We start from the raw sequence: 18,704 nt of genomic DNA, 5'->3' as shown, positions 1-18,704 counted from the left end.
CATGGAAACGAGTCATGAACGACACGGAAATTGTCGACTCCAGCTTCAGCGCCATCATCAACGCTCCGATCGACAAGATCGACATACCCGCATGGTGCTTCTCACTGCCGGAGAAAGAGTATCAGGCGTGCTCGCCGGCACATATCGCCGCCGGCTTCACCACGGCAGCCGACGGCCGGCGCATGTCGATCAATGTGGAGGTGATCGGCGGCAGCCTGATGGTCCAGCACTACGTCGAAACGCTCGGCATGAGGGACCATCTGATCCTTGAATCGGTCTCCGACATTTTCACGCCTACGGGGCGGACGACGATCCACATCGTGTGGGAACTGAGCGCACGGGCGATCGACGATCGGACATGCGAGTTCACCAACCATGTCCGCTCCACCGCCACTGACGAGTTCCGCTCGTTTCTCGACCGCCAGGGCATACCGTTCGACGTCTTCCGCGCGCAGCGGGCGCCGATGTCGATCGCCCACAACAGGGGCGAAACCCCGCTTTTCGCCGCGAGCATCGAGCGTGCGGCCCTCAGGAACTGTGCGGCCTCACCGGATTTGGAGACACGAGATGCTGAAGCCAAACTATGACCGGCGGTCGACGGCACTTCTGTTCGTCGATCCCTATAACGACTTTCTGTCGGAAGGCGGCAAGATATGGCCGCACGTCAAGGAGGTCGCGGAGGAAGTCGGCCTCATCGCAAACCTCAGACGCATCAACGAAGCCGTTCGCGATGCCGGCCTCGGGGTCTTCATCGTTCCGCATCGCCGCTGGGAACCCGGCGATTATGAATGCTGGTGTCACCCCAACCCGACCCAGCGTGCGATCATGAAGAGGCATTCCTTCGCGCGAGGCGAGTGGGGCGGCGAGTGGCACCCCGACTTCGCTCCCCGGCCCGGCGATATCGTCGTCAAGGAACACTGGGCCCAGAGCGGCTTTGCGAATACGGATCTCGACCAGCAACTCCGGCAGCATGGCGTTACCCATGTGATCCTCGTCGGCCTGCTCGCAAACACCTGCATCGAATCGACCGGCCGTTACGCGATGGAGCTCGGCTTCCACGTCACGCTCGTGCGGGATGCGACTGCTGCCTTCTCGAGGGAGATGATGCATGCGGCCCACGAGCTGAACGGTCCGACCTTCGCGCACGCCATAGTGACGACGCACGAACTTATCGAGACGCTTCCTCCCGCTCAGGACTGAAGCTGCCATTGCCTTGCCGTGACGCGTTGTGGCCGATGACCAACCACATCAACGTGCAACATCCGGCCGGCGGATATCGGGGTGCGACCTTGCGCAACCCTCCGATCATCTGATCGGTCTCCAACCGAGCGCCGAGCTTTCGCGTCTCGGCGCTCGGTTGGAGACCGATCCTTCGTGAGCTTGATCGTATTTGACGGTGAAGATCCGGATGCCTTCCTCGCCCCACTACGATGTCCTCATGGGCACGTGCAGACTGACAGCAAGGCCGTGCGCCGTCCCCGAAAGGACGGCGCGGCGCTTGCTGCTCTCCCGATATAGGCGCCGGCGGTCAGGCGACCTTCACCTCACTGCTTGCGCCTCTCGCCGGCAGCGTCCAGCCCGGCCGGATGAAATGGCAGGTGTAACCGTCGGGGTAGCGTTCGAGATAATCCTGATGCTCAGGCTCGGCCTCCCAGAAGGCACCGGCGGGCGCGAGCTCCGTCACCGTCTTCCCGGGCCACAGGCCTGACGCGTCGACGTCGAGGATCGTCTCCTCGGCGATGCGCTTCTGTTCCGGGCTGGCGTAGTAGATCGCCGATCGGTAGCTCAGCCCGACATCGTTGCCCTGACGGTTCCTCGTCGTCGGGTCGTGAATCTGGAAGAAGAACTCCAGAATTCGGCGATAATTCGTGCGGGCCGGATCGAAGATGATCTCGATGGCCTCGGCATGGGTGCCGTGATTGCGGTAGGTAGCGTTGGGCACATCTCCGCCGGTGTACCCCACACTGGTAGAGATCACGCCGTCCTGGCGGCGAATGAGATCCTGCATGCCCCAGAAACAACCGCCGGCGAGAACCGCACGTTCCGTTGTCATTTCGTGCCCTCCATGTAAAGCGACGCGGCAGGCGCACAGCGATTGCGCGCCGCACGCCTGCTAAAGATAGGTTTCGCCGTCGACAGAGCAAGCCGGGCGCTTCAAGCCGGTTCAGGCCGCCACGCGGCCCCGCGCCATTTGCTGCGCCACCATGGCCACCCGCTCGCCGAGATGCTCTGCCGTCGACAGGTCAGATGCCGGCGGTGCGACGTCCGGTCCCTCATCGGCATTCGACTGCGCGCCCGCTCCAAGGAAGAAACCCAGCCGGTTGAGGTCGGCTTCGGAGCCGGTCGACAGGTTGTTGCCGGGAGGAAGGCCGAGACTGACCCAATGCATGCCGAGCTGAGCTGCCAGAACGGCGAGCTGCATAAGGGTCGACAGCTTGTCGCCCGACCGGGAGGCCGAATTGGTGAAACCGGCGGCGATCTTGTCGCGCCAGGCGCCGGAAACGAAGATGCTCGACGTGGTCTCCATGAACGCTTTGAACGGGGCGGACACGCTTCCCATGTAGGTCGGCGCGCCGAAAATGATGGCATCGGCTCCGGACAGATCGTCCAGTCGGCTCTTGGCCTCCTCCGATGTCAGATAGAGAACGGAGACATCTGGAACCTTCTCGACGCCGCGCCGGACAGCTTCGGCCTGGCGCGCGGTATGACCGTAGCCGCTGTGGAACACGATGGCGACCCGAATGACGGTCTTGGCGATGTTTCGCTGCAGCATGGCGATCACGCGGCGTTCGCGTCGTGCGGCAAGGCGCGCATCTGCGACAGGAGTCGCAGCAAGGCCTCCGCCCCGGCCGTCGAAGACGCGGGATTCTGGCCGGTGATCAGGCGGCCATCGGTGATGACGAAGCTCTCCCAGTTGGCGGCCTGCTCATAGCGGCCGCCGAGCCGCTTGAGTTCATCCTCGACCAGGAAGGGGACCACCTTAGTCAGCCCGACCTCTGCTTCCTCGCTGTTGGCGAAGCCGGTCACCCGCTTTTCCTTTACCAGCGGCTGACCCTGATCCTGGACATGCCGCAACACGCCCGGCGCATGGCAGACGGCGGCGATAGGCTTGCCGGCATTCCAGAAGGCCTCGATCAGGCGGATCGAAACCGCGTTGTCTGCGAGATCCCACATCGGGCCGTGGCCACCGGGATAGAAGACGGAATCGAAATCCTCCGGGCGCACGCTGTCGAGCTCGACGGTGTTGGCGAGCTCGTTCTGTGCCCGCGCATCCTGCTTGAAACGTGTCATCGCCGGCGTCTGATTCTCGGGAAGGTCGCTCTTGGGGTCGATGGGGGGCTGGCCTCCCTTGACCGAAGCCAGCGTGAGCTCGACGCCGCTGTCGCGGAAAACATAGTACGGCGCGGCGAACTCCTCGAGCCAGAACCCCGTCTTCCGGCCGGTATCTCCAAGCTTGTCGTGCGATGTCAGCACCATGAGAATTTTCATCTCTGTCTCCCTTTGGATGGCGCGGTTGAAATCGCGGACATTACGCGGCGGCCATCGTGGAAAAGCACTGGCACCTTGGTATCGATGATACTTTGGTGTCGCTCGGCGAGATCGCTGCGTGCCCAGCAGCGGGAATACTCGGCCGGCGGAAATCGCGACGCCGCATCGTTGCGAAACCCGGCCTCAGGTGTCGTTCAGCAAATTTCAGACCTTCCCCAAAGATAATTCAGCCGCGCGAACGTATCGTCCTCACGCCACTCATCGGTGGTGCGCACGCCTACGATCACGGACCTGAAAATCGCATATGTCGTTTAGCAGGGAGGTCGCATGCCACTTATCATCCACTCACACAATATTTCTGCGAGATCGAGCTCGCTTCGTCGAGAATGCGAGTCGAGGGCTCGGGTTCTGGTTGTCGATGACGATGAAGATCGTTGGGCCTCGCTACGCCGGGACGTACAGGTACTGGACGCTTTACTCGACGTATCGCCCGCGTTTCCCGATCAACTCGCCTTCAAACGGCCTGAGACACCGATCTGCCTCGTCCTCGCCCTTTCCCACGGCCGCTACGGATTGAAGTTCCTCAGGCAACTCAACGCAGCGGAAAACCCGATCCCGATCATTTTCGTCGCCGAGTCGGCGGACGTCGCCACCTCGGTGGAGGCGATGAAAGGCGGTGCCTTCGATTTCTTTTGCCAGCCCTATCAGGACCTCGACCTTCTAGAGGCCATCGACACTGCCCTCGATCGCGACCGGTTGTGGTGCAAGACGCAACAGCATTTCAACAATCTGACGCGGCAGTACGAGACGCTCAGCACACGCGAACGGCAGGTCATGGAGCAGATCGTCAAAGGCAAGATGAACAAGCAGGTCGCCTTCACTCTCGGGATCAGCGAGATAACAGTAAAGGCACATCGCGGCAGGGTTATGCGAAAGCTGAATGTGACCTCATTGCCAGAGCTGACACGTATCGCGGACACCATCGCGCGCAGAACCACCAATATTGATGATGGAAGCGCCGGCCCGACCATGAAATTCGCCGGCCAGGTCGCTCGCTGATCAGTTCGACGGGCTGCTGGCCGGATCCGTCAATTCGTTCAGCTTGGCCATCAGACTTTCGGCTCGTGTGGTCATTGGAGTTGCGACGCCTGTCGCGAAACGATCGAGTTGGGGTGTCACGAGAGCACGCGCATCCTCGTGATCACCGCGATTGAGCAGTAGCTCCGCGTAAGAGATAGAGGCACACATCGCCCAATACGTGCCCCCTTGCGCGTGGGCCTGCGATAGCGCCTCGGACAACAACTGTTCAGCTTCGGACGTATCGTCGACGTGTAGCCTCGCGACGATTTCTGCTTTATTTCTCTTTATTTCCGGGATGAGCCATCGATAGTCAATATTCGTAGCAATGGTCAACGATCTGTCGATTTCCGCCACCGCTTCCTCAAGGCTGCCGTTCGCGACGAGGGCTTGGGCGAGTTCCACCATGAAGAAGGGATAGAACAGCAGATAGGAGGCCTCCTGCATCCCCGCGAGCCCGGTTCGCAGCGGCGAAATCGCCGCGGCGGGCTCGCCGCGCCTCGCCAGTACGCTACCCCTTATGCACATGCCCGCCGCATGAAACGGTTGCATGCCATGCTTGTAGGCATGCTCGATGAGCTCTTCTCCGATCTGCTCGGAAAGGTTCAGATTTCCGAGGCTCAGGAAAGTGAATCCGGCCCAGACAAGCGCGATGCAGAGAGCCGTCGCATGCTTCGTCTCCCGCGCTTCGGCGACGGCACGCATCGCAGATTGAGCCGCCTTATCAAGTTCCCCCATCGACACCAGATTGACGGTAAGATGACCAGCCGCGGAGGCTCGAAGATCGGAGCCGAGCCGGATGAGGTCTTTCTCCCGCCGTTCGACGGGATAGATGGCGATGGCCCGCTGCAGCCGTACGGTGGCCTCACAATGCGCCGCCAGATAGGTCAGGGAGATACCGACGATCCAGTCGGCGGCTGCGCTGAACTGGATTTCACGATCGCGCGTCATCTCTTCCAGTCGGCGCGCCGCGTCCAGGGCCTCGCCCAGCAAGGCGGAGCGTGACTTGAACAGCCAGATGTCCATGCTCGCGCGCTGCTGGTAATCGGGGTCGTCGAGTCCCTCGGAAAGCCTGAGGCCCTTTGTGAGGGCGACGAGCGAAGCCCCGATCATCCCCTTGGTGTACAACAAGGTCCGCCCGTGGGCGCATTGCAGTATCATCTCGTCACGGGATCCGGCCGCTTTGCCGAGCTGTGACAATGCCTTGCCGCTCCAGTCGCGACATTCGGCGATCAGAGATTCCGCGATCCAGAAGTCGCAGGAAGCTGCGGCGAGCCGGATACCGATGGCGCGGTCGCCCGTCTCAGAGAACGCCCAGGTCAACGCGCCGCGCAGATTGTCGACTTCCCGGCGGTAGAGATGCAATTCGTCGATGGCAGCTTGCAGTCGACTTTCCAGAGCGAAAGGCGAAAACACCTCGAGAAAAAATTCGGCATGACGTCGTGCGACCCGCTCCGCCTCGTCAATTTCCGCAAGCTTGTCGGCTGCATAGGCGCGGGTTGTTTCGAGAAGCCTCCATCGCCCGGCATCGGTCCGGTCCGCTACGATGAGTGACTTGTCGACGAGGTTGGCGAGATGCTCGGCCACGGTCAGATCTCCACCCTTCCGGTCGCTCTCGACCAAGGCCTGCGCTGCCGAAAGCCCGAACGTGCCGGAAATGACCGACAGGCTCCGGAGCAGCCGACGTTCTTCCGCCGGAAGCAGTTCATAACTCCAGTCGAGCGTCGCCCGCAGTGTCTTGTGGCGCGGGACCGCAGTACGTCGCCCCGTCGTCAGAAGGGCGAACCGATTCCCGAGCTCGGCCTGGACGGCGGTGATCCCCAGCGTGGCAGCACGCGCGGCGGCGAACTCGATCGCCAGAGGCATGCCGTCAAGATGCCGGCAGATCGAGGCGATCTTGGGAAGATCTTCGTTCTGCGGCAATATAATCGGGTCAAGAACCTCCGTTCTCGCGATGAACAACGCGACGGCACTGTGTGAACGGAGTTGATCCACCTCGGTTTGTCCGACGTCCGGGACATCCAGCGACGGCACGCGGTAGACATACTCGCCGCCGATCCGCAATACCTCGCGGGTTGTCGTGAGGATGGTCAGTCCTGGACATTGACGCACGAGCGTCTCGGCAAATTTCGAAACGGCGTCGATGACGTGCTCGCAATTGTCGATAAGGAGGAGAAGCTTTGCGGTGCCGATCGACCGGGCGATCGCCTCGGTCGAATTGGCATCCCCCAGCTTGAGCCCGAGCGCAGAGGCGACGGTCGACGGAACGAGATTTGGATCCGACAGCGAGGCTAGTTCGACGAACCAGACCCCGCCCACATAGTCCGGCAGCACCTCACGCGCGGCATGCAGTGCGAGCGTCGTCTTGCCGATCCCGCCGGCGCCGCTCAGCGTAACGATCCGGTATGCCGAGAGCAGACCGTATAAATGCGACAATGCCGCTTCGCGGCCGATCAGATCCGTCACGAGGAGGGGGAGATTGGATCGCGGCCCGACAGGCGTTTCGGGCGGGGATTTGCTCCGGGAGGAGAGCGGCTGCTGGGCGGCCGGCTCGACTTCGACCCCCCAGTCACCCAGCAGGCGATATCCGCGCCCCGACTGCGTCTTGAGCAACGACCTGTGGGGACCGAGCGCTTTTCTGATAGCCGAAATGTGGACCTGCAGCAGGTTCTCGCTGACCGTCGCGCCACCCCAGACACCATCCAGCAATCGATCTTTGGTGACGAGCTCGCCATCCGCCTCGCTCAGAACCTCGAGGATCTCAAATGCTCGACTGCCGAGCGGCGCCGTCACTCCGCCTACCCGGAGCTCCCTCCGGCTGAGATCTATCTCGCACTCGCCTAACGCATAGATGGGCCGAGCGCTATCCAACGGAGTCGAACCTTAGGCTGCGGGAGCCATTTCAGAATAATTCACAAAGTTTCAGATTGTCCACCGTGTGCTGCAAAGCGGGACCGCGGTTTCCCGCTGACCTGCCACCACTTGATGTGCTGGTTGGACAACCCTTACCTCACGCCACAACCGTTACGGGCGTCGCTGCAGGTCGCCAGAAAGCGGAGCTTCGAATGGCTTATTGCGTGGCGCATGCGATAGTGCTGTCGCGTTCGATGACGAGCGATAAATCGTAACCGAAAACGTAGTGGCCGGACTTTTTGGTCACTTCAACAATGCGACCGGGTTTTTCGTATACAGATCCAAGCTAGCAATGCGCTCATCACCGGGCGAGCCACTAACCGCCGAAAAACACCTGTTTTTCGGCGCAACTGCTATGAGGCGTGGCACCGTCGCCAAGCGCCAAGTGGCCAGTGTTTACCCAATACCTGCCACTTGATTGCCCTTGCAGCGACGTCTGCTTTGCGCCGCCTTCTCAGTCATTGATCCGGTAACGGTCGCGGCCAAAAAGCCGACATTAGCGAGGCACGGCACGTAGGCACGTTTGCGCCCCCAAAGCCGACATTCCCTCCGGGCGCCTTTGCCAAGATTGCTTGCGCGGGTCGGAGCTGACTTTGATTATGCGCGATACCGAACAGCATCCACCAAGAGCGCAAAGGCAGGCGTGGGCTGACGGCGGCTTGGATAATAGAGGTGATAGCCGGAGGCAGGGGGCGACCAGTCGGCTAAAACCTGTTTCAGGCGACCGCTAGCAATGTGGTGGCTGACAACATTATCCGGAAGATAGGCAAGGCCCAGACCCGCCAACGCCATATCCAAGGCAAGGGTGATTGTGTTGAACGACATTTGCCCCTGCGGTCGCACCTTGATCTCACGCTCGTCTTTAGCGAACGGCCATGACCAGAGCCCTCCCGAGGTCGGCAGGCGCAAGCCGATACAGATATGGCTCGTTAGGTCTTGCGGCGTGTCCGGCCGCGTGCGCCCCTCGAAGTAAGACGGCGATCCCACCACCGCCATCCCAAAATCGGGGCTGATGCGAACGGCAACCATGTCCTGTGCGACCTGTTCGCCAAGCCGAATGCCCGCATCAAAGCGGTCCGCCACGATGTCTGTCAGACCGTACTCGTTGATGATCTCGACCGAGATGTCGGGATAGTCAGGAAGCAGCTTCGCCAGAGCCGGCGCCAGGATCATCTGCGAAGCATGCTCGACCGATGTAATCCGCAAATGGCCAGCCGGCCGATCGCGAAGTTCCCCGAGGGCTGCCAGTCCAGCTTCAATGCCATCGAAATGCGGGCCGATCGTCAGGAGCAGGCGCTCGCCGGCCTCCGTCGTCGAAACGCTGCGGGTTGTGCGGGTAAGCAACCGCACACCCAGTCGATGCTCCAACATCCGGATCGTCTTGCTGAGCGCAGGCTGTGAAATGCCCAGCCGAGCGGCCGCACGCGTGAAGCTTTGCTCCCGCGCGACGGTCAGAAAGGCGATCAGATCATCAACGGTCCGTCGCATTATTTATAATCTACAGTTATAGCTACAAGACCATTATAGCATCTAATCGTATGGGCGCGCCAGTGGTAGATTGATAGCATTAAATGGAGGCTGAAAGGCCAATATATCAAGCTCGACAGGGAAAACGGCAATCATGAACAAGAATAATTCGTTTATAAATCACGCAAATGACCGCCGTCAGTTCCTTAAATCATCAGTATTGCTTGGAGCCGCGGCGACTATAAGCCCATTTATTATGGGTGGATCGGCTCACGCTCAGCCAGTTACGATTAAATCATTAGGAGGCACGACAATGAAAACAAGAAAAATCGGGAACATGGAAGTCTCGGAGCTTGGCTTCGGATGCATGAACCAAAGCGGCAACTACAACCCTCCCGTCCCAAATGAGCAGGGTGTGAAGACGCTCCGTGCCGCCTTCGAGAATGGCGTGACCTTCTTCGACACCGCCGAGGTGTACGGCCCCTACATCAATGAAGAGCTGGTCGGCGAAGCGCTTCAGCCGATCCGCAATCAGGTCAAGATCGCTACAAAGTTCGGCTTCGCGATCGACGGCACGATTGCCCTGAACAGCCGGCCCGAACATATCCGCAAGGTCGTCGAGGAATCCCTCAAGCGACTACGCACCGACCACATCGACCTCTACTATCAGCACCGCGTCGACCCTTGAAAAACTGGGACTTATAGCCACAGCTGATCGACGTGCACGGTGGGAGGTCCGGCCCTTGTTGAAGGTCCGCTTGTGCCGGTGCCGGCGAAGTCTATTTTTGGCGCTACGAGACACGGACCTGTTGTCGATCAAGATCGACCCACGACAGGGCATCATTCGAATGTCAAAGCCCCGACAATGGCTCAAAAATGTGGGGTGAAATGGCGCTTTTGTGGCGGCAGTGGCGCCAAAAGCGTTGCAAAATCAGTCGTTTAACGAAATAAATTGGCGGAGAGGGTGGGATTCGAACCCACGGTACGCTTGCACGCACAACGGTTTTCGAGACCGTCCCGATCGACCACTCCGGCACCTCTCCGCGCACGAGACGCGGCGGCGGGCGCCGCGTCATGGAGCGCAGGCTCAATAACCGAGGAGTCGGTCTGGCACAAGAGCCTGACCGATCTCTGCCGTCGGATCGGTGGATGAGTAGGCCTAGCGGCGCGCAGCCGAGCTGCACAGCCAGGCAAGCGCCGCCCCGGCGATGCCGGCGGCAAGGATCAGCGCCACCGGATGCCGGCCGGCATGGTGGGTCAGTTCCTGCATGCCGCGGCCATAGGCCTGGCGACCAAAGGTGAGGGCTTCGTCGGCGAGATCCACCGCCTGCCCGCGCGTGCGCTCGCCGATCGCGACCGCATCGTCATAGAGATCGTCGAACTGGGCGGCGGACTGGCGGCGGGCGCCGCCGGCGACGCTGCGCAGCCTGCCGCCGACTTCATCAGCCAGATCGCGGGCCGCACCGGTGATCCGATTCCTGTTCATCTCGTCCTCGCTGGTTTAAAGGCCGGAGCGCCGACCCCCATTCGGCCGGATAACGCCGCAACGCGGCGAAGGTTCAGATCATCCGGGCAAGCGCGGGGCGCCGGCATCCTTTGCGGCTTCTCGGCCGGGCGGAAAACCTTGACTCCACGAGGCCGAGCCCCTATAGGCGCTGCCTTGGCGCGGAAACCGTCCGTGCCGATCCGCAACCGACCGAAAGAAGCCGGTCACGCGCGCTGCGTGGAGACCGGGCTCGAACGAAAGGACATAACATGTTCGCGGTCATTAAGACGGGTGGCAAGCAGTATCGCGTTGCCGCCGACGAGGTCATCACCCTCGGCAAGATCGAAGCCGAAGCCGGCGCCACCGTCACCTTCCCGGTGCTGATGCTCGGCGGCGAAGCCCCGAAGGTCGGCGCTCCGCTGGTCGATGGTGCGTCCGTCACCGGTGAAGTGGTCCGCCACACCCGTGGCGACAAGGTCATTGCCTTCAAGAAGCGCCGCCGGCAGAATTCGCGCCGCAAGATCGGCCACCGGCAGGACTTCACCGTGGTCCGCATCACGTCCATCATCGGCGCCTGAGACCGCAGCGAGAGAATAGGAGAGCACCATGGCTCATAAAAAGGCAGGCGGTTCGTCGCGCAACGGTCGTGATTCGGCTGGTCGTCGTCTCGGCGTGAAAAAGTTCGGTGGCGAAGCCGTCATTTCCGGCAACATCATTCTGCGTCAGCGCGGCACCAAGTGGCATCCCGGCACCAATGTCGGCATGGGCAAGGATCACACCCTTTTCGCCCTCACCGAAGGCCGCGTCGAGTTCCGCAATAAAGCCAATTCCCGAACCTACGTATCCGTGATTCCGGCCGCCGAGGCCGCCGAATAAAGCCGGTGAGGTTTCTTGAAATCCCACCGGTCTCGCCCGACCGGTAGGATTTCTGGAGCCACCGACAATGCTCCGGGTGCCCGAAGGGGAGGCGAGAAGACCGCCTCCCCTTCGTCGTTCCACGCACCAGGAGCCTGCCATGACCATCGTCGAAGCGACCTTAGGGTCGGCCGTTGCCGAGAGCAGTACCCCCGTCCTCGAAACCGGACGCCTGTTTCTGCGCGCCCCGCGAATCGAGGACATGGCCTGGATCGCCGAGCTCGCCGATAACCGGCGGATCGCCGAGATGACCTCCAACATTCCACATCCCTATGGAATGGCGGATGCCGCGGCGTTCGTCGCCAATCTGCCGGTCGGGCCGGATTGCGCGACCTTCGCGGTGTTCATGAAGAATGACGGCTTCAGCCCGCTCGGTCCGTCGATTCCCGTCGGCATGTGCGGCTTCGCCCCGCGCGACGAGGTGGCGCCGGAGATCGGCTACTGGCTGGGCGAGCCCTATTGGGGCCTCGGCTATGCCACCGAGGCGGTGCGGGCGCTGATCGACCATGCCTTCGAGGACCGCAACCTGCCGGCGCTCAATGCGGCGGCGCGGGTGGTCAATCCGTCGTCGCGGCGGGTGCTGGAGAAGTGCGGCTTCCAGTGGACGGGTGTCGGGCTCACGCGGGTGCGCGCGATCGGGGCCTCGGTTCCCGTCGATCGGTTCCGCCTCGAGAAGCGGCTCTGGGCTTCGCTGCGCTCCTGGGGCGCCACGGCCTCGCCGACGCGGCACCTACAAATAAAGCATTGAAGCGCGGCATCGCGCCCGCGATTTGCTATCATAGCGCTCTCCCCGCACCGGTTCCCCGGCGCGGGGAGAGTTTTTCCGAATCTGATCCGCCGAGCTGTAACGTCATGAAATTCCTCGACCAGGCCAAGATCTATGTCCGCTCCGGCGATGGCGGCGCGGGCTGCCTGTCGTTCCGGCGGGAGAAGTTCATCGAGTTCGGCGGCCCGGATGGCGGTGACGGCGGGCGCGGCGGCGACGTGTGGATCGAATGCGTCGACGGGCTCAACACGCTGATCGACTACCGTTTCCAGCAGCACTTCAAGGCCAAGAAGGGCGGCTACGGCATGGGCAAGAACCGCGCCGGCGGCAAGGGCGACGACGTGGTGCTGAAGGTGCCGGCCGGCACCGAGGTGCTGGACGAGGAGGGCGAGACCGTGATCGCCGATCTCACCGAGGTCGGCCAGAAGGTGCGGTTTCTCAAGGGCGGCAATGGCGGCTTCGGCAACGCGCATTTCCAGACCTCCACCAACCAGGCGCCGCGTCGGGCCAATCCCGGCCAGGAGGGCGAGGAGCGGTGGATCTGGCTGCGGCTGAAGCTGATCGCGGACGCCGGCCTCGTCGGCCTGCCCAATGCCGGCAAGTCGACCTTTCTTGCCGCCACCACCGCGGCGAAGCCCAAGATCGCCGACTATCCCTTCACCACCCTGCATCCCGGCCTCGGCGTGGTGCGGGTGGATGGGCGCGAATTCGTGCTGGCCGACATTCCCGGCCTGATCGAGGGCGCGCATGAGGGGGTGGGCATCGGCGACCGCTTCCTCGCCCATATCGAGCGCTGCCGGGTGCTGCTGCACCTCGTCGACGGCACCTCCGAACATGCTGGCAAGACCTACAAGACGGTGCGCCACGAGCTCGAGGCCTATGGCGCCGGGCTGGAGGACAAGCCGGAAATCGTCGCGCTGTCCAAGGCCGACGCGCTCGACCCGGAGCAGTTGAAGCAGCAGGTGGCCCGCCTGCAGCGCGCCGCGCGCAAGAAGCCGCTGGTGCTCTCCGCCCAGTCGGGCGAGGGGGTGACGCAGGCGCTGCGCGCGCTGGCCTTTGTCATCGACGGCAGCCGCAGCGAGGACGAGGCGCGCGAGGTGCAGGAAACGTGGCGACCGTGACGCTCGCCGCTGCAAGGCTCTGAAGCTGCCTGCGGTCGAGACGGCGGGCGGCCTTTGGCCTATAAGCCCGCCCGTCCTCTCCGCCGCCCGCCTTCGAGAGCCATCATGTCCACTGATTCGACCGCCGCCTCCGCTTCCGCCGCCAGCCTGACGGCGGTGCCGCAGATCGCTTCCTTCCGCCGCATCGTGGTGAAGGTCGGCTCGGCGCTGCTGGTGGATTCCGCCCGCGGCCAGCTGCGCCATGCCTGGCTGGCGGCGCTGGCGGAAGATGTCGCGGCGCTGCATCGCGACGGCAAGGAGGTGCTGGTGGTGTCCTCCGGCGCCATCGCGCTCGGCCGCAACCTGCTGAAAATGCCCAAGCGCCCGCTGAAGCTGGAGGAGAGCCAGGCAGCGGCCGCCATCGGCCAGATCGCGCTTTCCCGCTCCTGGTCGGAGGCGCTGGCGCATGAGGGCGTCACCGCCGGGCAGATCCTGCTGACGCTGGGCGATACCGAGGAGCGCCGCCGCTATCTCAACGCCCGCTCCACCATCAGCAAGCTCTTGGAGCTGAAGGCGGTGCCGGTGATCAACGAGAACGACACCGTCGCCACCTCGGAGATCCGCTATGGCGACAATGACCGGCTCGCCGCCCGCGTCGCCGGCATGGCGAGCGCCGACCTCTTGATCCTGCTCTCCGATATTGACGGCCTGTATACCGCGCCGCCCAATGACGATCCCGATGCGCAGCTGATCCCGGTGGTGCCGCGCATCAGCGCCGAGATCGAAGCGGTGGCCGGTGGCGCCGGCACCGAATTGTCGCGCGGCGGCATGAAGACCAAGATCGAGGCCGGCAAGATCGCCACCACGGCGGGCGCGCACATGGTGATCGGCTCGGGCAAGGTGAAGAACCCGATCCGCGCTATCGAGCAGGGGGCGCGCTGCACCTGGTTCCTCGCCCCGGCCAACCCGGTGGCGTCGCGCAAGCGCTGGATCGCCGGCTCGCTGGAGCCGCGCGGGGTGCTGCATCTCGATGCTGGCGCGGTGGCGGCGCTGCGGCGCGGCTCGTCGCTGCTGCCGGCGGGGGTGAAAAAGGTGGAAGGCGAGTTCACCCGCGGCGACGCGGTGATCCTGCGCGGCCCCGACGGCGCCGAGATCGGCCGCGGGCTGGTAGCCTATGACCACGACCATGCCGAGCGGCTGAAGGGCAGGTCGTCCGACGAGATCGCGGGGATCACCGGGTTCGAGGGCAGGAGCGCGATGGTGCACCGGGATGATCTGGTTCTGGGCGGGGGTGGGTGAGGACGCTCGCTCAGGCAAACTATTCTTCGACCGTTTTTGCGGCCTTAGCCTTCCTTAATAGGTGTTGCGCAAAAAGTAGTAATTCAAGCGCCACCTCTTCATTGTCTATCCAATTGAATTCATGAACTACAGGATTTCTTATTCCAAGCATCGCGCCTGAATAAAGAAACTGATATCCCTTATGTTCGTCCTCTTGAGAAGGGATAGATCTCTTTGACCAAGCAAGTTTAGGTGAGCTTACACTGAAAACGTTCTGCATAAGCTGCGTTCCGCTTAGTCCAGTAGATTTTGTTTTTTCTTGGATGAATTTTTCTATAGCTTTGTAAGCTTCCTGTACCGCAAGAGAATAATGCCCCGAGGCAAATAAGTCGCGACTTACATTGTTTATCTCAGGTTCTGTAATTGTCTTCGCGAATACGGCGCTGCCGCCCTCTGTAGAGGGGGCGGATAAGGCGAGCATTCTGGGAGCAGGCAGCGCTAATACAGCTCGAGCTAGGCCAATCTCGAGAGCAAATTCGTGAAATTTCTTGAGACGATCAAGTAACGGAGCCGTCATATAGGTAGCGCCTCATGGCGGAGAAGATCGTTTCAATCTGATCTGTTGTTGCTTCGGCGCTGATATGGATTTGAACATTGATGTTTAGTGGCATCATCGCGGAGCCTGATGAGCCACTCTTTTGCCCATTCGGTATATCCTGTCGTGTCGGTTGCCGGGAGGTGGCCTTCTTCGGAGCGGTCTCTCGAGATGGCGATGGTTTCTGTGGCATCTGTGAGCCACGATTGGGCGACTCACTAGGAGACGCGCTGCTGATAAGCAAGTAGGTTGCTGCTTTGTTGCCCGCCGTTCCGCTGCCTAATCCCTCGCGAGTAAACCACGAGACAACTTTCTGGCGGTCGGCATATCCCCGAGGCGCAACTCCTATCAGGCCTTCGGGGTAGGCGTTCCTGAGTATCTCATCGACCGCTTCGCCATAGGTATCGTCATGGCGCCACTTTTCAGCAAGCGGGGTTGCCTTGCCGTCGTCGTTTAATAGACCGACTTTCCTTAGTTCCGCTACGTACTGCCGAGCGGCGGCTTCCTGAACATTCAGTTCAACGCCAAGGGTGCGTTCGTTGATTGTCATTTTAGGTGAGCGATCTAGAATGCTTCGAACGCCCCACCAAACTGTGCTAGGGATTTGCGGATAACCTGATTTGTCGGCCATGTTCACCTCCTGTTCTAAAAAGTGGCTGAAAATCCAATAGCCGTCAAGTGCCATCAGTTGAGATGCCATAAGAGAGAAGGGTTTGAACGATAGTTTTGTAGAAGGAAATTTCCATCGGAGGCGCGCCTACTAGAGGCGAGGGTGACGTCAGTCTTTGATGGTTTCTTGGTTGTGAGTTGCCCTCCCATGTGGTTCTCCCTTCATCGTGACCACCTCGCTCTCCTGGTCGCCCTATCCTCCCCGGCATGAACCGCCGCACCCTGCTTCTCGCCGCCCCGGTCCTCCTCCTCACGCCGCGCCCCACCCCGGCGCAGCCCGCACCCACGCCGCCCGCATCCTCCCCCTTCACCCCCGCCCTCGACTCCGCCTCGTCGCTCGCCCCGTTGCGCACGGCCCACGTCGCGCACAACAACCAGTTCGCCGCTGCCCGCGCCTATAACGGCGCCAGCCTCACCGCCCCCGCGAATATCAAATCCGCCTCGAAATCGGTGATGTCGGCCCTTGTCGGCATCGCCATCGACAAGGGCGTGCTTGAAGGCCCCGACCAGCCCATCGCGCCGCTGCTGGCGCGCGATCTGCCTGATGATCCCGATCCGCGCCTCGCCAAGGTCACCATCGGCAATCTGCTGTCCATGCAGGCGGGGCTGGCGCGCACCTCCGGGCCGAATTACGGGCGCTGGATCGCATCAGGCAACTGGGTGCGCGCCGCGCTGGCGGAAGAATTCGAGGCCGAGCCCGGCGGCTTGATGCTGTATTCCACCGGCTCGACGCATCTGCTCTCCGCCATACTGACGCGCAAGACCGGGCGTCCGGCGCTGGCGCTGGCGCGCGACTGGCTCGGCCCGGTGGAGGGTTTCGCAATCGCTTCCTGGGACCGCGACCCGCAGGGCATCTATTTCGGCGGCAACCAGATGGCGATGCGGCCGTCCTCGCTGCTGGCCTTCGGCGAGCTCTACCGGCGCGGCGGTCTCACCGCGGACGGCACCCGCATCGTCTCGCAGGCCTGGATCGACGAGAGCTGGCGCGTGCGCACCCAGTCGCGCTTCACCGGCGACGGCTACGGCTATGGCTGGTTTCGCCGCCGGCTGGGCGGGGCGGATGTCGCCTATGCCTGGGGCTATGGCGGGCAGATGCTCTATATCGCGCCCGAGCGCGGCCTCACCCTCGCCATGACCTCGGCTACCGACAGCCCAGCCGGCCGTTCCGGCCATCGCGACGACCTGCATCGCCTGGCCGCGACGCTGATCGAGGCCGCCGGCGCGGGTTGAATGCACGTTCAATCCGCTTGCGGTTTGGCCGGGGTCGAAACCGAAATTATTTCGTCGCTGTTCAATTCGCGCTTAATTCGCGTGCATGCACCGGCGCGAATCTGCTGAAATCGACATCAGGCAGGCTTGATTTTCCGGCCGGAGGCCCGGTTTTTGCCGGCGGGCGGCGATGATTCGACGCCGGCCGTGTCCGTGGCACGCTTCCTGCTCACCACCTCGCATCCAGTCCGCCACAAGGCGGCGCCAGAGCGAGGACGAGGACGTGACGAAGCAGACTGACCTTCGCAACTCGACGAACCTGACCCTTCTCGCCGCGCGGGGCTTCACGCGGCGCACCCTGCTGAAGGGTGCGCTCGGCGCCGGCGCGGTCGCCGCCTCCGGCCCGTGGCTGGTGAAGGACGCCTTCTCCTCCTCCGGCGAACTCAGCCTGCTCAACTGGGACGACGAACTGCCGAACCCGGTGATCCCGAACTTCGAGAAGAAGACCGGCATCAAGGTGAAGACCACCCCGTTCTCGCAGAACGAGGAGCAGATCAACAAGCTGCAGGCCACCGCCGGCGAGGGCTTCGACCTGTGCGAGCCCACCCGCGACCGCGCGCCGCAGTTCAAGGAACTCGACGTCCTCGCGCCGTTCGACACCAACAAGCTGCACCTCGACAACCTGCTGCCCTCGATGCTGGAAGCCTCCACCAGCGTGTGGACCTGGGACGGCAAGCTCTATCACGTGCCGCATTGCTGGGGCTCGGAGGCGATCGCCTGGCGCACCGATCTCGCGCCCGGCCTCACCTATGACAAGCTGAGCTACGGCACGCTGTGGGCGCCGGAGTTCAAGGGCAAGATGCAGGGCCGCCCGCACTCGCTGCTGCTCGGCATCGGCCTGTGGATGGACCACACCGGCAAGCTCCCGTCCAACCGCATGCTGGATGCGTTCAAGGACGAGGAGACGATGAAGAAGATCTACGACGTCATCCTCGCCTATGCGATCGAGAACAAGGCGCAGGTCAAGCAGTTCTGGGATTCGTCGGACAATACCAAGTCCGGCTTCATGGAGAATGGCTGCGTCATCGGCCAGACCTGGGACGGCCCGCCGCTGTCGCTGAAGAAGCAGGGCAAGCCGGTCACCTATATGGCGCCGCAGGAAGGCGCCATCACCTGGGTCGACGGCTGGGCGATCACCAAGGGCGCCAAGAACATCGACCAGGCCTATGAGTGGCTGAACTACATCCACTCGCCGGAAGTGTCGGCGCAGGTGGCGGATGGCTCGGGCTATAATCCGGTGGTCAAGGGCTCCGATGCCTTTCTGTCCGAGGTTGCCAAGAAGAACTTCTCCGAGGCCTATCCGGGCGACGCGCTCTCCAAGCTGTGGAGCCGCCCGCCGGAGCCGTCGTGGTACGCCGAGCTGCGCACCCAGTACGCCGAGAAGTTCAAGGCGGCCTGATCGCGCCAAGCACGCTGCCGGAGCCGATCCGTCGGCTCCGGTTCCCGCGCGAGGCGGCCTTCGCCGCCCGCGTTCCGTCCGCCGCCCTTCTCCGCCGTGTGGCGGTCAGTCGAGAACAGACCGGAGACCCTATGGCCGCAGCCGTGGAGCTCGACGGCGTCAATGTGACGTTCGGGGATTTCGTCGCCGTCCGTGACGCCAATCTCACCATCGAAGCCGGGGAGTTCTTCTCCTTCCTCGGCCCGTCCGGATGCGGCAAGACCACGCTGCTGCGCGCCATT

The 18,704-nt window shown here is 62.5% G+C and carries 19 protein-coding genes, 1 tRNA gene and 1 pseudogene; 12 read left to right on the top strand and 9 right to left on the bottom strand.

The features are described from left to right. Positions 1-14 precede the first annotated feature (14 nt). Both KHC24_RS11030 and KHC24_RS11025 read left to right on the top strand, forming a co-directional pair. Entirely contained in the window at positions 15-587 is a 573-nt protein-coding gene (locus tag KHC24_RS11030; RefSeq protein WP_213363329.1) for a hypothetical protein, read from the top strand. Continuing rightward, positions 568-1,200 carry a cysteine hydrolase family protein gene (locus KHC24_RS11025; protein ID WP_213363328.1) on the top strand — a complete coding sequence of 211 codons (633 nt, stop codon included), beginning with the start codon at positions 568-570 and terminating at the stop codon, positions 1,198-1,200. The genes KHC24_RS11030 and KHC24_RS11025 overlap by 20 nt, the downstream gene beginning before the upstream one ends. Positions 1,201-1,528: 328 nt before the next feature. Here the strand turns inward: KHC24_RS11025 and msrA are convergent, their stop codons facing one another. The 3 genes from msrA to KHC24_RS11010 all read right to left on the bottom strand — a co-directional run bounded on the left by msrA (position 1,529) and on the right by KHC24_RS11010 (position 3,489). Beyond that, positions 1,529-2,053: a peptide-methionine (S)-S-oxide reductase MsrA gene (gene msrA / locus KHC24_RS11020; protein ID WP_213363327.1), complete on the bottom strand. Its 525-nt coding sequence runs from the start codon at positions 2,051-2,053 to the stop codon at positions 1,529-1,531. 111 nt (positions 2,054-2,164) lie between these two features. Then, positions 2,165-2,773 carry a flavodoxin family protein gene (locus tag KHC24_RS11015; RefSeq protein WP_213363346.1) on the bottom strand — a complete coding sequence of 203 codons (609 nt, stop codon included), beginning with the start codon at positions 2,771-2,773 and terminating at the stop codon, positions 2,165-2,167. Between the two features lie 5 nt (positions 2,774-2,778). Then, positions 2,779-3,489 carry a type 1 glutamine amidotransferase domain-containing protein gene (locus KHC24_RS11010; protein ID WP_213363326.1) on the bottom strand — a complete coding sequence of 237 codons (711 nt, stop codon included), beginning with the start codon at positions 3,487-3,489 and terminating at the stop codon, positions 2,779-2,781. 327 nt (positions 3,490-3,816) lie between these two features. On the opposite strand from KHC24_RS11010, the gene KHC24_RS11005 reads away from it, so the two are divergent. Then, positions 3,817-4,548 (top strand): response regulator transcription factor, encoded by a 732-nt coding sequence (locus KHC24_RS11005; protein WP_213363325.1) that lies wholly within the window; start codon positions 3,817-3,819, stop codon positions 4,546-4,548. Here KHC24_RS11005 and KHC24_RS11000 read toward each other — a convergent pair whose 3' ends face one another. Both KHC24_RS11000 and KHC24_RS10995 read right to left on the bottom strand, forming a co-directional pair. Next, positions 4,549-7,359: an ATP-binding protein gene (locus KHC24_RS11000; RefSeq protein WP_271180556.1), complete on the bottom strand. Its 2,811-nt coding sequence runs from the start codon at positions 7,357-7,359 to the stop codon at positions 4,549-4,551. It lies immediately after the preceding gene. Between the two features lie 717 nt (positions 7,360-8,076). Then, the gene (locus tag KHC24_RS10995; protein ID WP_246546681.1) at positions 8,077-8,967 is read right to left on the bottom strand and encodes a LysR family transcriptional regulator; all 891 of its coding nucleotides are present in this window, start codon (positions 8,965-8,967) and stop codon (positions 8,077-8,079) included. A gap of 292 nt (positions 8,968-9,259) precedes the next feature. Between KHC24_RS10995 and KHC24_RS10990 the strand changes: the two are divergent. Beyond that, positions 9,260-9,631 (top strand): annotated as a pseudogene (locus KHC24_RS10990) (aldo/keto reductase); the annotation flags it as partial. A gap of 268 nt (positions 9,632-9,899) precedes the next feature. On the opposite strand, the gene KHC24_RS10985 reads toward KHC24_RS10990, so the two are convergent. After that, positions 9,900-9,989: transfer RNA gene (locus KHC24_RS10985), tRNA-Ser, on the bottom strand. A gap of 116 nt (positions 9,990-10,105) precedes the next feature. Beyond that, the gene (locus KHC24_RS10980; protein ID WP_213363323.1) at positions 10,106-10,432 is read right to left on the bottom strand and encodes a hypothetical protein; all 327 of its coding nucleotides are present in this window, start codon (positions 10,430-10,432) and stop codon (positions 10,106-10,108) included. A 269-nt stretch (positions 10,433-10,701) separates the two neighbouring features. On the opposite strand from KHC24_RS10980, the gene rplU reads away from it, so the two are divergent. The 5 genes from rplU to proB all read left to right on the top strand — a co-directional run bounded on the left by rplU (position 10,702) and on the right by proB (position 14,512). Next, positions 10,702-11,010 carry a 50S ribosomal protein L21 gene (gene rplU / locus KHC24_RS10975; RefSeq protein ID WP_213363322.1) on the top strand — a complete coding sequence of 103 codons (309 nt, stop codon included), beginning with the start codon at positions 10,702-10,704 and terminating at the stop codon, positions 11,008-11,010. A 28-nt stretch (positions 11,011-11,038) separates the two neighbouring features. Further along, a complete protein-coding gene (gene rpmA, locus KHC24_RS10970) occupies positions 11,039-11,308 on the top strand; it encodes a 50S ribosomal protein L27 (RefSeq protein WP_213363321.1) in 270 nt (89 codons plus the stop codon). Positions 11,309-11,447: 139 nt separating this feature from the next. Continuing rightward, positions 11,448-12,095 carry a GNAT family N-acetyltransferase gene (locus KHC24_RS10965; protein WP_213363320.1) on the top strand — a complete coding sequence of 216 codons (648 nt, stop codon included), beginning with the start codon at positions 11,448-11,450 and terminating at the stop codon, positions 12,093-12,095. Between the two features lie 104 nt (positions 12,096-12,199). Next, positions 12,200-13,234, top strand: coding sequence for a GTPase ObgE (gene obgE / locus KHC24_RS10960; RefSeq protein ID WP_213363319.1), 1,035 nt, complete (start codon positions 12,200-12,202; stop codon positions 13,232-13,234). Positions 13,235-13,339: 105 nt separating this feature from the next. Beyond that, positions 13,340-14,512 (top strand): glutamate 5-kinase, encoded by a 1,173-nt coding sequence (gene proB, locus KHC24_RS10955; RefSeq protein WP_213363318.1) that lies wholly within the window; start codon positions 13,340-13,342, stop codon positions 14,510-14,512. A gap of 19 nt (positions 14,513-14,531) precedes the next feature. On the opposite strand, the gene KHC24_RS10950 is transcribed toward proB, so the two are convergent. Then, a complete protein-coding gene (locus KHC24_RS10950) occupies positions 14,532-15,068 on the bottom strand; it encodes a TIGR02391 family protein (RefSeq protein ID WP_213363317.1) in 537 nt (178 codons plus the stop codon). After that, positions 15,049-15,771, bottom strand: a complete 723-nt coding sequence (locus tag KHC24_RS10945; RefSeq protein WP_213363316.1) for a DUF5343 domain-containing protein — start codon at positions 15,769-15,771, stop codon at positions 15,049-15,051. The genes KHC24_RS10950 and KHC24_RS10945 overlap by 20 nt, the downstream gene beginning before the upstream one ends. Before the next feature lie 191 nt (positions 15,772-15,962). Between KHC24_RS10945 and KHC24_RS10940 the strand changes: the two genes are divergently transcribed. From KHC24_RS10940 to KHC24_RS10930, 3 genes are all read left to right on the top strand, one after another. Beyond that, complete coding sequence (locus KHC24_RS10940; RefSeq protein ID WP_213363315.1) at positions 15,963-16,985, top strand: serine hydrolase domain-containing protein; 1,023 nt, start codon at positions 15,963-15,965, stop codon at positions 16,983-16,985. 262 nt (positions 16,986-17,247) lie between these two features. Beyond that, the gene (locus KHC24_RS10935; RefSeq protein WP_271180555.1) at positions 17,248-18,423 is read left to right on the top strand and encodes an extracellular solute-binding protein; all 1,176 of its coding nucleotides are present in this window, start codon (positions 17,248-17,250) and stop codon (positions 18,421-18,423) included. 131 nt (positions 18,424-18,554) lie between these two features. Then, positions 18,555-18,704, top strand: a 150-nt coding sequence (locus KHC24_RS10930; RefSeq protein ID WP_213363343.1) for an ATP-binding cassette domain-containing protein, incomplete at its 3' end; no start/stop codon positions are given.

This window comes from Ancylobacter defluvii (assembly GCF_018390605.1).
Lineage (GTDB): Bacteria > Pseudomonadota > Alphaproteobacteria > Rhizobiales > Xanthobacteraceae > Ancylobacter > Ancylobacter defluvii.
The sequence above is the reverse complement of the archived record's forward strand: the minus strand, read 5'-3'. Positions and strand labels throughout refer to the sequence as shown.

Excerpts from the sequence above, each read along its gene's own strand:
- KHC24_RS11030 (WP_213363329.1), top strand. The coding sequence starts at position 15 with ATGAACGACACGGAAATTGTCGACTCCAGCTTCAGCGCCATCATCAAC.
- KHC24_RS11025 (WP_213363328.1), top strand. The coding sequence starts at position 568 with ATGCTGAAGCCAAACTATGACCGGCGGTCGACGGCACTTCTGTTCGTC.
- msrA (WP_213363327.1), bottom strand. The coding sequence starts at position 2,053 with ATGACAACGGAACGTGCGGTTCTCGCCGGCGGTTGTTTCTGGGGCATG.
- KHC24_RS11015 (WP_213363346.1), bottom strand. The coding sequence starts at position 2,773 with ATGCTGCAGCGAAACATCGCCAAGACCGTCATTCGGGTCGCCATCGTG.
- KHC24_RS11010 (WP_213363326.1), bottom strand. The coding sequence starts at position 3,489 with ATGAAAATTCTCATGGTGCTGACATCGCACGACAAGCTTGGAGATACC.
- KHC24_RS11005 (WP_213363325.1), top strand. The coding sequence starts at position 3,817 with ATGCCACTTATCATCCACTCACACAATATTTCTGCGAGATCGAGCTCG.
- KHC24_RS10995 (WP_246546681.1), bottom strand. The coding sequence starts at position 8,967 with ATGCGACGGACCGTTGATGATCTGATCGCCTTTCTGACCGTCGCGCGG.
- KHC24_RS10980 (WP_213363323.1), bottom strand. The coding sequence starts at position 10,432 with ATGAACAGGAATCGGATCACCGGTGCGGCCCGCGATCTGGCTGATGAA.
- rplU (WP_213363322.1), top strand. The coding sequence starts at position 10,702 with ATGTTCGCGGTCATTAAGACGGGTGGCAAGCAGTATCGCGTTGCCGCC.
- rpmA (WP_213363321.1), top strand. The coding sequence starts at position 11,039 with ATGGCTCATAAAAAGGCAGGCGGTTCGTCGCGCAACGGTCGTGATTCG.
- KHC24_RS10965 (WP_213363320.1), top strand. The coding sequence starts at position 11,448 with ATGACCATCGTCGAAGCGACCTTAGGGTCGGCCGTTGCCGAGAGCAGT.
- obgE (WP_213363319.1), top strand. The coding sequence starts at position 12,200 with ATGAAATTCCTCGACCAGGCCAAGATCTATGTCCGCTCCGGCGATGGC.
- proB (WP_213363318.1), top strand. The coding sequence starts at position 13,340 with ATGTCCACTGATTCGACCGCCGCCTCCGCTTCCGCCGCCAGCCTGACG.
- KHC24_RS10950 (WP_213363317.1), bottom strand. The coding sequence starts at position 15,068 with ATGACGGCTCCGTTACTTGATCGTCTCAAGAAATTTCACGAATTTGCT.
- KHC24_RS10945 (WP_213363316.1), bottom strand. The coding sequence starts at position 15,771 with ATGGCACTTGACGGCTATTGGATTTTCAGCCACTTTTTAGAACAGGAG.
- KHC24_RS10940 (WP_213363315.1), top strand. The coding sequence starts at position 15,963 with ATGAACCGCCGCACCCTGCTTCTCGCCGCCCCGGTCCTCCTCCTCACG.